The sequence below is a fragment of the Streptomyces sp. NPDC055962 genome, from assembly GCF_042270185.1.
Classification (GTDB): Bacteria; Actinomycetota; Actinomycetes; order Streptomycetales; family Streptomycetaceae; genus Streptomyces.
Map to the genome: position 1 here is coordinate 84,534 of NZ_JBHJYN010000013.1, position 13,640 is coordinate 98,173.

The 13,640-nt window shown below is 71.1% G+C and carries 11 protein-coding genes; 8 read left to right on the forward strand and 3 right to left on the reverse strand.

Translation table 11 applies throughout. From position 1 onward, the window contains the following. Positions 1-279 precede the first annotated feature (279 nt). Both ACFC51_RS29285 and ACFC51_RS29290 read left to right on the forward strand, forming a co-directional pair. Positions 280-990, forward strand: a complete 711-nt coding sequence (locus ACFC51_RS29285; protein ID WP_376531691.1) for a ribonuclease HII — start codon at positions 280-282, stop codon at positions 988-990. 58 nt (positions 991-1,048) lie between these two features. Next, complete coding sequence (locus ACFC51_RS29290) at positions 1,049-1,687, forward strand: hypothetical protein (protein ID WP_376531693.1); 639 nt, start codon at positions 1,049-1,051, stop codon at positions 1,685-1,687. A 57-nt stretch (positions 1,688-1,744) separates the two neighbouring features. On the opposite strand, the gene ACFC51_RS29295 is transcribed toward ACFC51_RS29290, so the two are convergent. Both ACFC51_RS29295 and ACFC51_RS29300 read right to left on the reverse strand, forming a co-directional pair. Then, positions 1,745-2,377: a hypothetical protein gene (locus ACFC51_RS29295; RefSeq protein ID WP_376380767.1), complete on the reverse strand. Its 633-nt coding sequence runs from the start codon at positions 2,375-2,377 to the stop codon at positions 1,745-1,747. A 216-nt stretch (positions 2,378-2,593) separates the two neighbouring features. Next, positions 2,594-4,765 (reverse strand): RecQ family ATP-dependent DNA helicase, encoded by a 2,172-nt coding sequence (locus ACFC51_RS29300; protein WP_376380770.1) that lies wholly within the window; start codon positions 4,763-4,765, stop codon positions 2,594-2,596. A 111-nt stretch (positions 4,766-4,876) separates the two neighbouring features. Here ACFC51_RS29300 and ACFC51_RS29305 point away from each other — a divergent pair, with 111 nt between their 5' ends. The 6 genes from ACFC51_RS29305 to ACFC51_RS29330 all read left to right on the forward strand — a co-directional run bounded on the left by ACFC51_RS29305 (position 4,877) and on the right by ACFC51_RS29330 (position 13,151). Continuing rightward, positions 4,877-6,259: a DUF4192 domain-containing protein gene (locus ACFC51_RS29305; RefSeq protein ID WP_376531695.1), complete on the forward strand. Its 1,383-nt coding sequence runs from the start codon at positions 4,877-4,879 to the stop codon at positions 6,257-6,259. A 141-nt stretch (positions 6,260-6,400) separates the two neighbouring features. Further along, positions 6,401-7,165 (forward strand): NUDIX domain-containing protein, encoded by a 765-nt coding sequence (locus ACFC51_RS29310; RefSeq protein ID WP_376380776.1) that lies wholly within the window; start codon positions 6,401-6,403, stop codon positions 7,163-7,165. A gap of 146 nt (positions 7,166-7,311) precedes the next feature. Further along, positions 7,312-9,279, forward strand: coding sequence for an ATP-binding cassette domain-containing protein (locus ACFC51_RS29315; protein WP_376531697.1), 1,968 nt, complete (start codon positions 7,312-7,314; stop codon positions 9,277-9,279). A gap of 180 nt (positions 9,280-9,459) precedes the next feature. Then, positions 9,460-10,326 carry a FadR/GntR family transcriptional regulator gene (locus ACFC51_RS29320; protein ID WP_376380784.1) on the forward strand — a complete coding sequence of 289 codons (867 nt, stop codon included), beginning with the start codon at positions 9,460-9,462 and terminating at the stop codon, positions 10,324-10,326. 323 nt (positions 10,327-10,649) lie between these two features. Continuing rightward, positions 10,650-12,194 carry an RNA polymerase sigma factor gene (locus ACFC51_RS29325; RefSeq protein WP_376380782.1) on the forward strand — a complete coding sequence of 515 codons (1,545 nt, stop codon included), beginning with the start codon at positions 10,650-10,652 and terminating at the stop codon, positions 12,192-12,194. 126 nt (positions 12,195-12,320) lie between these two features. Beyond that, positions 12,321-13,151, forward strand: a complete 831-nt coding sequence (locus ACFC51_RS29330) for a trypsin-like serine protease (protein ID WP_376531699.1) — start codon at positions 12,321-12,323, stop codon at positions 13,149-13,151. A 106-nt stretch (positions 13,152-13,257) separates the two neighbouring features. Here ACFC51_RS29330 and ACFC51_RS29335 read toward each other — a convergent pair whose 3' ends face one another. Then, entirely contained in the window at positions 13,258-13,491 is a 234-nt protein-coding gene (locus ACFC51_RS29335) for a hypothetical protein (RefSeq protein WP_014153643.1), read from the reverse strand. Between the last annotated feature and the right edge of the window lie 149 nt (positions 13,492-13,640).

Sequence of the window (13,640 nt, forward strand, 5' to 3'; positions counted from 1 at the left end):
GTGGAGGAGACTCAGTCCGGTCTCGTCGGTACGCCATGTCGGGTGTTTTCCAGTGGCGGAGAGATGTTCCATGGGGTGTGCGAGCGCGAAGACCCGTCCAGTGTCCAGGTCCGGAACACCGGCCGGGTCAGGAGGGTGCCCCACCGCCTGCGGGGGCGTCGGCGCGGTGTCCCGCGCGCCCCTGGACGGTGTTCCGGACATGCCCGGAAACGGGCGGAACGGCTGGACGGTGCCCCGGGGTGTTCTTGCCGTGCCCATCGGCGTACCCTGGCAGGCGCCATGCCGTACGAACCACCCACGCACACCGTCGAGCGCTCACTGCGCGCTACCTCCGGTGCCAGGACCGTCGCCGGTGTCGACGAGGTCGGACGCGGAGCGTGGGCCGGCCCCGTCACCGTGTGCGCGGCCGTCACCGGTCTCCGCAGACCCCCCGAGGGCCTCACCGACTCCAAGCTGATCAGTCCCAAGCGCCGGGCCGAACTCGCCCCGACGCTCGAGAAGTGGGTCACGGCCTACGGGCTGGGCCATGCGTCACCCCTGGAGATCGATGACCTCGGTATGACCGCTGCCCTCCGTCTCGCGGCTGTCAGGGCTCTCGACGCCCTGCCCGTCCGGCCGGACGCCGTGATCCTCGACGGCAAGCACGACTACCTCGGAGCGCCCTGGAACGTCCGTACGGTGATCAAGGGCGACCAGTCCTGCATCGCCGTCGCTGCGGCCTCGGTGATCGCCAAGGTCCACCGGGACACGATGATGGCCGAACTGGGCGCGGACACGGGGCAGTACGCAGACTTCGCCTTCGGCGCGAACGCCGGTTATCCGTCACCGGTGCACCGGGCCGCGCTGGCGGAACAGGGGCCTACGCCTCACCATCGCCTCAGCTGGGCCTACCTCGACGCGCTGCCCAAGTGGCAGCACCTGAAGAAGGTCCGATTCTCCGCAGAGGCGGCGGCACTGGAAAGCGGGGGCCAACTCGGCTTCGACTTCTGATCGCGCAGGCGCACCTACGTGCCGACGCGTGCGCGTCGGCTGTGACAGACAACCATTCATGCCTCTCATCCCCGAGGAGCCTCAGATTCCCGAGAGCGCCCAGGGTCCCCGCGTTACTCCGGCCGCCGGCCGCACCGCGCCGACCCCCCGTCCCGTACCCGGCCCGCGTTCCGCGGCCACACCGCGTCCCGGAAACCCCGGCCGCGGACCCGCGCGGCCCGCGCCCCCGGCGCAGCGCCCGCATCCCACACCCGCACCTCCCGCCGCTACGGCACCCGCCGGGCGGACGCTGCCGGAGGACCGTTCCGCCGCGCAGTTCCAGGTGATTCCCGCTCCGGTCGACGGTGCGATCGACGCCGCCGACGAGGCCGTCGACCTGCTGCTCGACTCCGGACGGGCGCCCGGCGACATCCTGGTGCTCACCACCGGCGGCCAGCACCCCTGGGCCTCCCACGAGCTCTCCTTCGGAGAGGCCGCGTACTGGGCCCAGCACGACGCCGGCGACGACGTCTTCTTCGCCGGTACGGCGAGCGCCGGCCGCTGCGCCCCGAGGCCCGTGGTCATCGTCGCCGTCAACGGCGAACTGGACGACACGGCTGCCCGTGCGCTCTCCGACGTGCGGGGGCGCGCAGGCGCGCTGCTGGTCGTGTGCGGAGATCCCCAGAAGATCAACTCCGCGCTCGGTGCCGGAGTCTGAGCCGTATCCCCGTGGGTCCCGGCCGTCCGCGAGGACGGCCGGGACCCACGGGCCGTTTCACCGGGCGGCGCTCCGCCGCAGTGCCTCGGCGGCCCCGCCGCCGGTGCGCAGCGGAGCGGGGTCGTGGTCGACGGCGGCGTCCGCCAGGGCCGACGGCCTGGACAGCAGCGACGGCATGCGGCCGCCCCGGCCCTCGCCGAGGACCTGCCAGCCGCCGCGCGTCAGCGTGATGTAGGCCCCGCAGCGCAGACCGTGCAGGGTGCAGGCGTCGCGCAGGCCCCACATCCACGCACCGTCCTCCTCCGTCCATCGCTCGTCGCCCTCGCGGCAGTAGAGCAGGACCGCTGTACGCACCGGGGTGCGGCGGCGCAGATCGTGCGGGATCACCCGGCGCAGGTGAGCCAGCAGGGCGTTGCGGAACTCCCAGCCGTCCGTGGCCGCGGTGGACCGCCGGGCGAACGAGGCGCTGGCCGTGAGCCGTTCCTCATGATCGAGGACGGCGACGACCGCGGTGGCCGGAGCAGGCCGGTGCCGCGCGTGGAGGCCGCTGACGACCTCGCGCGGACTGCGCAGCAGGGGTATGCCGGCCGCCGCCCACTCGGCCGGTTCGAGCATCCTGGCGACGTGGTTGACGGAGCCGGCGGACGCCGACAGTGAAGTGGCTGCGGACGGAGCGAATCCGAAGGTCACGGTCCTCCCTTCGCTACGCGCCCACGGTGCGGGCAGGGTCGAATGAGGGCGCGCCGCGGCACAGCCCTTCCGGGCCCGCGAAAAGACCGTGCGGGGAGCGACTTCAATTCTTCCTGTCGTACCGGCAGGCGGCAACGAGCAATTGGCGCGGCTGACGGGTATCTGACGGAATGACACAGATATCCCTGCCCGTTCGGCGACGAACGAAGCCATGTCTCACGCCTGAACCGCGAGGACCAGCGGAAACACCCCCTCGGCACCCGCACGTCGGAGCAGCCGTGCCGCGACGGCGAGCGTCCACCCCGTGTCGGAGAGATCGTCCACAAGCAGGACGGGCCCTCCCGCGGAGGCGAGCGCCTCCGCCAGCGGAGGCTCCACGACGAGTGCCTCGTGCAGCGCCTTGACCCGCTGCGCGCTGTTGGTCTGGGAGATCCGCAGGTCCTCGCTGCCGGGTGCGTAGGTGACCGTGCCCAGCAGGGGCATCCGGCCGATCTCGGCGATCCGGCTGCCGAGCGAATGGACCAGCTGCGGCCTCCGGCGCGAGGCGACCGTGACGACGCCGACCGGCCGGGAGGCCGCGTCCGGCGCCCCGGAGGCCCAGCCTCCCGGGCCGCGGGCCCAGTCGGCGATGACCGTGACCACCGCACCGGACACGTCGTCGGGAACCGGGGCGTCCTGGGCCTGGGCCGCGAGCAGCGGACGCAGCCTGTTGCCCCAACCGATGTCCGAGAGCCTGCCGAGCGCCCGGCCCGGAAGGGCCAGCTCGCCCGCCGGGATGCGGCCCTTGAGATCGACCCCCACCGCGGAGAGACCGGTGGGCCACATCTTGCGCGGCTCCACCTCCACTCCGGGCCGGCCCAGCTCCCCGCGCGCGCCGTCGAGCGCGGCCGTGGAGACCTTGTCGTCGAACCGTGAACCCGCGCAGTTGTCACAGCGCCCGCACGCGGTGGCCTCCTCGTCGTCCAGCTGGCGCCGGAGGAACTCCATGCGGCACCCCGTCCCGGAGGCGTAGTCGCGCATGGCCTGCTGCTCGGCTGCCCGCTGTCGCGCCACCCAGGCGTAGCGCTCGGAGTCGTAGACCCAGGGCTCGCCGGTGGAGATCCAGCCGCCCTTCACCCGCTTCACGGCACCGTCGACATCCAGCACCTTGAGCATCGTCTCCAGACGGGTGCGCCGGAGGTCGACCAAGGGTTCCATGGCAGGCAGCGACAGGGGGCGGCCCGCCTGGGCGAGGACGTCGAGAGTCCGGCGGACCTGTTCCTCCGGCGGGAAGGCGACCGAGGCGAAGTACTGCCAGATGGCTTCGTCCTCCTTGCCAGGGAGCAGCAGAACCTCGGCGTGCTCGACCCCGCGGCCGGCGCGTCCGACCTGCTGGTAGTAGGCGATGGGGGAGGACGGCGATCCCACGTGCACGACGAAGCCGAGGTCGGGCTTGTCGAATCCCATCCCGAGCGCCGACGTGGCCACCAGGGCCTTGACCCGGTTGGCCAGGAGATCGTCCTCGGCCTGCTGCCGGTCGGCGTTCTCGGTCCGGCCGGTGTACGAGGTGACCGGGTGTCCGCACTGGCGGAGGTAGGCCGTGATCTCCTCGGCGGCCGCCACCGTGAGCGTGTAGATGATGCCGGAGCCCGGCAGCTCCCCCAGATGATCGCCCAGCCAGGCCAGACGGTGAGCGGCATCGGGGAGCCGGAGCACGCCGAGGCTGAGGCTCTCCCGGTCCAGCGGGCCCCTCAGTACCAGCGCGTCCGTGCCCGCCCCGGTGCCGAGCTGCTCCGCGACGTCCGCGGTCACCCGGGCGTTGGCGGTGGCCGTCGTGGCGAGCACGGGAACGCCCGCGGGCAGGTCGGCGAGCATGGTCCGCAGCCTGCGGTAGTCCGGGCGGAAGTCGTGCCCCCAGTCCGAGATGCAGTGTGCCTCGTCGACCACGAGCAGACCCGTCGCCGCAGCGAGGGCAGGCAGCACCTGATCCCGGAAGTCGGGGTTGTTGAGCCGCTCGGGACTGACCAGCAGCACGTCCACCTCGCCCGCCGCCACCTCGGCCTGGACGGTCTCCCACTCCTCCGTGTTGGAGGAGTTGATCGTGCGGGCACTGATGCCGGCCCTGGCCGCCGCCGCCACCTGGTTGCGCATCAGGGCGAGCAGGGGCGAGACGATCACCGTCGGCCCGCTGCCCTGCGCGCGCAACAGCGACGTCGCCACGAAGTAGACCGCGGACTTGCCCCACCCCGTCCGCTGGACGACCAGGGCTCTGCGCTTGTCGGCGACGAGGGCCTCGATGGCCCGCCACTGGTCCTCGCGCAGCCGGGCGGTGCCGGTGGCGTCCCCGACCAGACGAGCGAGTACGGAATCGGCCGAGGCCCTGAGCTCTGCACGGTCTGCGTTGGTCATGCCCCCATGCAACCCGATGCCTACGACAAAGCGCGAACGGTGGCACCGCCCCTGTGGACAAGTTATCCACAGGGGGTCGCGGAAATCGGCGCCCCGCGGGACGGTCGTGCCATGAACAAGCACGACGAAACCGCCGGGCCCTCCGACGCGCAGCAGATCACCCTGCGCGGTCCCGCGGAACTTGCCGACGCCCTTCCCTACCTGATGGGCTTCCATCCGAACGACAGCGTGGTCATGGTGGCCCTGCACGGGGGCCGGGGCCGCTTCGGCGGCCGGCTCAGGCTGGGCATCCCGCAGCAGCGGGAGGAGTGGGCGCCGGTTGCCGAGCAGCTCGCGCGCAGCCTGATCGTCGGAAGCGAGAAGCGGGATTCCCGCCCCGACGCCATCGTCGTCTTCCTCTGCCAGGACCCTCCCGTGGGGGAGAGCGCTTCCCTGACCATGGAGCGCCTGAGGCCGCTCGCGCAGAGTCTGCGCACGGCCTGCGGGGCGCTGGACGTTCCCGTGCTCGAGGCGCTCTGCATCTCCGACGGCCGTTACTGGTCCTACTGCTGCCCGGACGAGCGCTGCTGCCCGGCCGAGGGCAATCCGCTGGCGCTCCCGGGCACCACGGTGATGGCGGCAGCCGCCGCGTACGCGGGCATCCAGGTGCGTGGATCACTGCGCGACATGGAGGCGCGGCTGACGCCGTGGGACTCCGCGGCGGCCCAGGAGCAGGAGGAGGCGCTCGACTCGGCGGGCGCCGTGCTGGTGTCCCGGATCCTCGACGCCGACGGGCGCGGCGAGGTGGCACGCGAGACGCTCGCCCTCGCCCGGGAACTCACACGACGCCTCGGCAGCGCGCCGGCCGCAGGGACCGCGGCGACCGACGCCGGTGACGACGGTCTGATCACGTCGGAGGAGGCCGCGGCAGTGATTCTCGGCCTCCAGGACCGTGAGACCAGGGACCGTGTCGCCGAATGGATGGAGGGGCGCGAGGCCGAGGCGGCGCTACGGCTGTGGCGTGCGCTCGCCCGCCGGTGTGTCGGCCCCTACGTGGAACACGCCGCGGCACCACTCACACTCGCCGGCTGGGTCTCGTGGTCCACCGGGGACGAGGCGGGAGCCAGGGTGGCACTGGGGCTCGCACTGCGGGCCGACCCCCACTACACGTTCGCCCAACTGCTGCACCAGGCGTGCAATCAGGGCCTGGATCCGGAGACGCTGCGTCGCTGCCTCCGCGGTGAGCGCGTACTGCGTGACCGCCGGGAAGAGGACAGCTCCTCCGGTGGACGTGCTGGACGTCCTGGAGGCGATGGAGGTGATGGACGTGCTGTGCGGCGGGCGGAGAGCCGGCGCGGGCCGCGGCCGGTGCGTGATCCGGGCGGGAAGCGGAAGCGGAGGGCTGCGCCCCGGCCGGCCCGCTCCACCGGTTCGCACCCCGGCGCGCCCGCGAGCCGCGGTCGGGCCAGGGACACCCGGCGGCTGGATCACCGGGGCTCAGGAAGGCGGGAGTGATTACCGGGCGCACCCCGACGAAGTCCGGCAGGACTGACCGCGATCCTGCAACGGGCCGCGAGCGGGGGCGGAAGAGAAGAGGTGCGCAACGGGTGGTGCGAAGGGAGTGTTTATCGTCAGGAAGACGACTATGATTTCGGCATGCCGCCCTACGACCCGTCGACCTTCCCGCCCTTCGCCGTCACCGTCGACCTGGTCGTCCTCACGGTGCGACGTCACGCGCTCTGCGCGTTGGTGGTGCGTCGCGGTGAATCGCCTTTCCAGGGAAGGTGGGCACTGCCGGGGGGATTCGTCAGGGCCGACGAGGATCTCGGTGCGGCGGCGGCGCGTGAGCTCGTCGAGGAGACCGGGCTCTGCGCGCACGACCCGGCAGGCCCCTCCGTCGGAAACGGCGCCCACCTCGAGCAGTTGGCCACGTACGGCGATCCGGGTCGCGATCCTCGGATGCGGGTCGTCAGCGTCGCGCACCTCGCGCTGGCTCCCGACCTCCCCGCCCCACGTGCGGGTGGTGACGCGAACAGCGCCCGCTGGGCGTCCGTCGACGACCTGCTCGGTCCTGGGGGCGGCTTCGGTCGGGAGGGCGAGCAGTCCGCGCCCCTCGCCTTCGATCACGCGAGGATTCTCGACGACGGGGTGGAGCGGGCCCGCTCGAAGATCGAATACTCCTCACTGGCCACGGCCTTCTGCCCGCCCGAGTTCACCGTCGGGGAGCTGCGCAGGGTGTACGAGGCGGTGTGGGGTGTGGTCCTGGATCCGCGGAACTTCCACCGCAAGGTCACGGGCACGCCCGGCTTCCTGGTTCCGTCCGGAGGGACCACCACACGGCAGGGAGGTCGCCCCGCGCAGCTGTTCCGGGCCGGTGCGGCGACCGTACTGAACCCCCCGATGCTGAGGCCGGAAGTCTGAGCACTTCCGGCTCCGCAGGTACGCGTTGCGTGGACCTGCGGAACGCCCACGGATCCATCGGTGCACCAAAAGTCTGAAATGTCGCGTTATCTTGCGGGGGTACCCCTCCCTGCCGCCGAGCGGTCTCACCCTCCGCGAGAGAAGCGATGCTCCAGGCCATCGGACTCACCAGTGCCCCCCGCCGCGACTGCCCTCCCGTCGTGGACGACCTGACCTTCGAAGCCCCGCCGGGCAGTGTCACCGCGCTGCTCGGCGCTCCGGGCTCCGGCAAGACCACGGCCCTCCGCCTGATGCTCGAACTGCAAACGGGGAGGGGTGTCACCTATTTCAAGGGCCGGCCCCTGCACCGCATCGGCCATCCCGCCCGTGAGGTCGGGGTGCTGCTCGGTGACGTGCCGGGACACCCCGCGCGCACCGCCCGCGGCCAGCTCCGGATGCTCTGTGCCGCTGCCGGGGTACCGGCCTCACGTGCCGACGAACTGCTCGAGGTCGTCGGTCTCGCGGGGCTCGGAGACCAGCGCATCGGGACGCTCTCGGCCGGGATGGACCGGCGGCTCGGTCTCGCCTCGGTGCTGCTCGGGGATCCGCACACGCTCGTCCTCGACGAGCCCACCAAGGGCCTCTCGCCCCGGGAGAAGAGCTGGCTCCACGGGCTGCTCCGCGCGCACGCGGCCGAAGGCGGCACGGTCCTGCACACGACCGGCGATCCCAAGGAGGCCGCCCGCGCAGCCGACCGTGTCGTCACCATCCACCGGGGGCGGCTCGTCGCGGACCAGGCCGTCTCCGACTTCTCCCGCACGCGCCTGAGACCACGGGTCGCCGTGCGGACCCCGCAGGCGGCCCGGCTCGCCGCCGTGGTGAGCCGTGAGGCCCGCGCGGCTCGTCGGTCCGTCGAAGTGGTCGCCGAGGACGGCAGTCGCCTGTCCGTGTACGGCAGCAGTTGCGCGGAGGTCGGGGACGCGGCGTACCGCCACGGAGTTCCCCTCCACCAACTCGCGGACGAGACGGGGGACGCGGGTCCGGTCGCCGTTCCGGCCCCGGGGGTGGGCGGAGCTCAGGTCAGGGGTGCGGGTGGCCCTCCGGTCCGGGGAGCGGTCGCTGTCTTGGACAGGGGGCCGGCCGGTGTGCCGGTCCGGGATTCCGTCGCCGTTCCGGTCCGGGGTTCTGGCGGCGGCCCGATCCCGGGTTCCGGCGGGGGTGGTCCGGCAAGGACGCCGACCGCTGTCCACGTCCTGGATCCGAGCGGCGGCCCGAACGGCGTTCCGGTGAGGACCGTGCTGCCAGGGCCTGCCTCGACCGTGGCGATCTCGCAGTTGCCGCCGCCGATCTCCGTGCGCCCGGCCCGCGGTCCGCTCCGGCCTCTGCGGTACGAACTGCGTCGTCTCTTCGGCGTCAGGACGGCCACTCTGATCCTTGCGTCGGTCCTGGTCGTGTCCGCGGTCCTCTCCGTGGTCCTGGCCCGCTCCGGCAGGACGCCCCTGCCCGATCTTCTGGTCGCCTGGCCGGACCTGCTGCCGCTTCCTCCAGCGGCGTTCGCCGCCGGGCTGCTGGGGGCGCTCTCCTTCGGTGACGAGTTCCGCTATCCGGCGCTCGCTGCGGGACGAGGGACGATTCCGCGCCGTATCGGCCTCCTGGTGGCCAAGCTGACCGTCTCCGCCGGGGTCGCGCTGCTGCTCGCCGTGCTTTCCGTCCTCGTCGACGCCGAAGCCCTGCACCTCGTGTACGGAGGGGACTTGGTGACCGTTCCGGCCCATGCTCCCCAGCTCGCCGCCAGTTGGGCGGGGCTGTCGGTCGGGTGCGCCTGGGCGGGGCTGCTCGGGGCCGGAGTGTTCCGGCTGACCGTCGCCGGAGTCGCGGCGGTACTGGCGGTACCGGTCCTTGTCGTACCGCTGGTCCAGGAACTCCTCGCGGGTCCGGCGGTCCGTTCGATCGCCGGACTTCCGGGCCGGCTGCGTGAACTCGGCTGGCTGCAGTGGCCTTACGCGGTGGATCGCTGGGCCATGGCCGTCGTGCGCGTCGTTGCTCAACCCGTGGGGCTGGCGCTCTCCTTGTCGTTGTCCATCCTGATCTGCGCGTATGTGTTCACCAGCCTTCGAGGTAGGGCTCGTTGGTGACCGATTCGCGCACGATGGGTGGTCATCTGCGGTAACTAGCCTGAAAGCGTGCGATTTTTACCGATAACGCGTCAATTGAGAGGTGGGTGCCGATCACCCTTTCGTGTGCTTTTCAGCAAAGACCTCAAGGGCTGGGCGAGCCGCGCCGAAAAAGGATGCGTGAGTACCCTTGCGCACACCATGATGACCGCCGCCCGCTCCGCCGACTCCGGCCTCGCCGGCCCGGGCGAACTCGATCGCTACCCCTATACGGAGTCGCCGGCCGGGGAGCGTGCCTCGCTCCGCTCCTGGGGAGGGGCCGATTCCGAACTCGGGCGGGCGAGCCGGCGAGGCACGGCCAGCAGGGGCCGTGGGCTGCACGGCCAACTGGTCCAGCAGCTCGGCCAGATGATTGTTTCCGGTGACCTCGGAGCCGACCGGCCGCTCGTGCCGGAGGAGATCGGCCAGCGTTTCGAGGTCTCCCGCACCGTCGTGCGGGAGTCCCTGCGGGTTCTCGAAGCCAAGGGCCTGGTCAGCGCCCGCCCCAATGTGGGTACGCGGGTCCGGCCGGTGAGCGACTGGAATCTGCTGGACCCCGACATCATCGAATGGCGGGCCTTCGGCCCGCAGCGTGACGACCAGCGCCGTGAGCTGGAGGACCTTCGCTGGACCATCGAGCCGCTGGCCGCCCGTCTGGCCGCCGGGCACGGCCGCGAGGACATTCAGCAGCGCCTCGGCGACATGATCGAGATCATGGGGCACGCGATGGGGCAGGGGGACGCCATCACGTTCTCCAGGGCCGACGCGGAGTTCCACGGCCTGCTCATCCAGGCGGCGGGCAACCGCATGCTCGAACACCTCTCCGGGATCGTGTCCGCGGCGCTGCACGTCTCCGGTGGGCCCGTCTCCGGCTGTGACCGGCCCGCCGAGGCATCCCTCGGCCACCATGCGCGGATCGTCGAGGCACTCGCCTCGGGGGATTCCGCCGGTGCGGAAGCCGCCATGCGCCAGCTGCTGGTCGGCCACACAGACGGCGAGCGAGTGGTTCCCGCGCCTCGCGAGCACTGAGCGCCGTCGGATCGGGGTATGCGGACCGTGTGCCGCCGGGCCCGGGCGGTTCGGTGGCACATTTGTGCGGAGACGCGACCCCTGGTTCTGTTTGTCGCGAATGAGGTGTGACTGGGGCCACGCGAATTGGGCGTAACACTCCTCGAAACAGTGCGATGACTTAAGAGGTGACCGCCGCGGAAGGAATACAGCAGCCACATAGTGCGCTGTGCAGTTCTGAGGCCAAGCCCGCGCCGTCGGCGACATCCCCAGCCGACGGTCGTCGGTTCAGCCCCCTCCAGGGCCGGGCCGGAAGCCGTTTCCATCGTTCCGAGAGGTTGTTCGTGTCGGCCAGCACATCCCGTACGCTCCCGCCGGAGATCGCCGAGTCCGAGTCTGTGATGGCGCTCATCGAGCGGGGAAAGGCTGATGGGCAGATCGCCGGCGACGACGTGCGTCGGGCCTTCGAGGCTGACCAGATTCCGCCAACCCAGTGGAAGAACGTTCTGCGCAGCCTCAACCAGATCCTCGAGGAAGAGGGTGTGACGCTGATGGTCAGTGCCGCGGAGTCGCCTAAGCGCGCCCGCAAGAGCGTCGCAGCGAAGAGCCCGGTCAAGCGCACCGCCGCCAAGACTGTCGCGGCCAAGACGACCGTGACGAGGACCGTCGCGGCCTCCGCCGCCCCGGCGGCCGAGAGTGCGGACGCAGCGGCCGGCGACGCCGTTGCCGCTCCTGCGAAGAAGACGGCAGCCAAGAAGACGGTTGCCAAGAAGGCCGCGGCGAAGAAGACCGCGGTCAAGAAGACCGCCGCGAAGAAGACCGGCAAGCAGGACGACGAACTGCTCGACGGCGACGAGGCGGTCGAGGAAGTCAAGGTCGGCAAGGGTGAGGAAGAGGAGGGCGAGGGCGAGAACAAGGGCTTCGTCCTCTCCGACGACGACGAGGACGACGCGCCTGCGCAGCAGGTCGCCGTCGCCGGCGCCACGGCCGACCCGGTCAAGGACTACCTGAAGCAGATCGGCAAGGTTCCCCTCCTCAACGCCGAGCAGGAGGTCGAGCTCGCCAAGCGGATCGAGGCCGGCCTCTTCGCCGAGGACAAGCTCGCCAACTCCGACAAGCTCGCGCCGAAGCTCAAGCGTGAGCTGGAGATCATCGCCGAGGACGGCCGCCGGGCCAAGAACCACCTGCTGGAGGCCAACCTCCGTCTCGTGGTGTCGCTGGCCAAGCGGTACACCGGTCGCGGCATGCTCTTCCTGGACCTCATCCAGGAGGGCAACCTCGGTCTGATCCGAGCGGTGGAGAAGTTCGACTACACCAAGGGCTACAAGTTCTCCACCTACGCGACGTGGTGGATCCGTCAGGCCATCACCCGCGCCATGGCCGACCAGGCCCGCACCATCCGTATCCCGGTGCACATGGTCGAGGTCATCAACAAGCTCGCGCGGGTGCAGCGCCAGATGCTCCAGGACCTGGGCCGTGAGCCCACCCCGGAGGAGCTGGCCAAGGAGCTCGACATGACCCCTGAGAAGGTCATCGAGGTCCAGAAGTACGGCCGTGAGCCGATTTCGCTCCACACCCCGCTGGGTGAGGACGGGGACAGCGAGTTCGGAGACCTCATCGAGGACTCCGAGGCCGTCGTGCCCGCGGACGCGGTGAGCTTCACGCTGCTCCAGGAGCAGCTTCACTCCGTGCTCGACACGCTCTCCGAGCGCGAGGCGGGCGTGGTCTCGATGCGATTCGGTCTCACCGACGGTCAGCCGAAGACGCTGGACGAGATCGGCAAGGTCTACGGGGTGACGCGCGAGCGCATCCGTCAGATCGAGTCCAAGACGATGTCGAAGCTTCGCCACCCGTCGCGCTCGCAGGTGCTGCGCGACTACCTCGACTAGAGCGGGGACGGACATGGGCCGGGCCCGGAACCTCCAGGTTCCGGGCCCGGCCCATGTCCGCATGCGGAGGGCACGGCGGAGGATGACGCTGAGTGGGCACTGTTCACCTCGGCGTCAGGAGCTCCCATGCCCCGCGTTCCCCTCCGTGCCCTTCCCGCTGCCCTCACCCTGGCGCTCGCCACGGCAGTGATACCCCTCGGCCCCCCGGCCCTCGCGCAAGCGGACAGCATCATCGTCGGCGGACGGCCGGTGGCCGTCGCGGACAGCCCGTGGGTCGTGGCCCTGTCGAGTCGTGACCGGTTCGGAGGAACCCGCGCGGGCCAGTTCTGCGGGGGAGTGGCGATCGCGCCCACCAAGGTGCTGACGGCCGCGCACTGCCTGCGGGAGGACGTCCTGGGGGCCGCCGTCCCGGACGTCCGGGATCTGCGGATCATCGCGGGTCGGGACGAGCTCAGCGGGCCGGGGGGTCAGGAGATCTCCGTGCGGTCGACCTGGGTCAACCCCGGCTACGACCCGCACACCAACGCCGGCGACCTGGCGGTCCTCACCCTCGACCGGGCGCTGCCGGAGGGGGATGTCATCCCGATGGCAGGGGCTGGGAGCGCGGCCTACGAGCCGGGCACCGCGGCGACGGTGTACGGCTGGGGCGACACCACCGGATACGGCGCCTACGCCTCCACGCTGCGTGCTGCCACCGTGCAGGTGCTGCCGGACAGCGAGTGCGTGCGGGCGTACCCCGGCGGCACACAGGGCGCGTACGAGGCCTCATCGATGCTCTGCGCCGGTGAAACGGCGGGAGGGCGTGATGCGTGCCAGGGGGACAGCGGAGGGCCGCTGGTGGCCCGTGGGAGCCTCGTCGGGCTCGTCTCGTGGGGCAGCGGCTGCGGAAGCCCGGGCAGCCCTGGCGTCTACACCCGGGTGTCCGCGGCGATCGGGTGGATGGCCGGGCAGAGCTGACCGCGGGATCGCACCGGAAGACATGAGAACGGGCGGCTTCCCCTCAGGGAGGCCGCCCGTCGGCCGGTCCTGGACCGTACCCGTGGCTCGTCGTGGATGCGAGGTGTCAGTGTTGTTCCTCGTCGGCGGCACTGGCCTGCACGGCAGTGAGCCGATCTGTCTCATCCTGTATTTCCGCGGCGATCTTCTTGAGTTCCGGCTCGAACTTGCGCCCGTGGTGGGCGCAGAAGAGCAGTTCACCGCCGCTGATCAGGACGACGCGCAGATAGGCCTGGGCGCCGCAACGGTCACAGCGGTCTGCTGCGGTCAGCGGGCTCGCGGGGGTCAGAACAGTAGTCACGTCGCCTCTTCTCTAGCTCGACGAGCTGTCGTACCAGGGTCAACATCCAACCAGGCCGAAAACGTTCCCGCTCGTGGCATTTCTTCGAAACTTCTTCTCAGGATGGCTGTCTGTTGCCGGTTGGCGGCGAATGTGCCGTATTGCGTAGC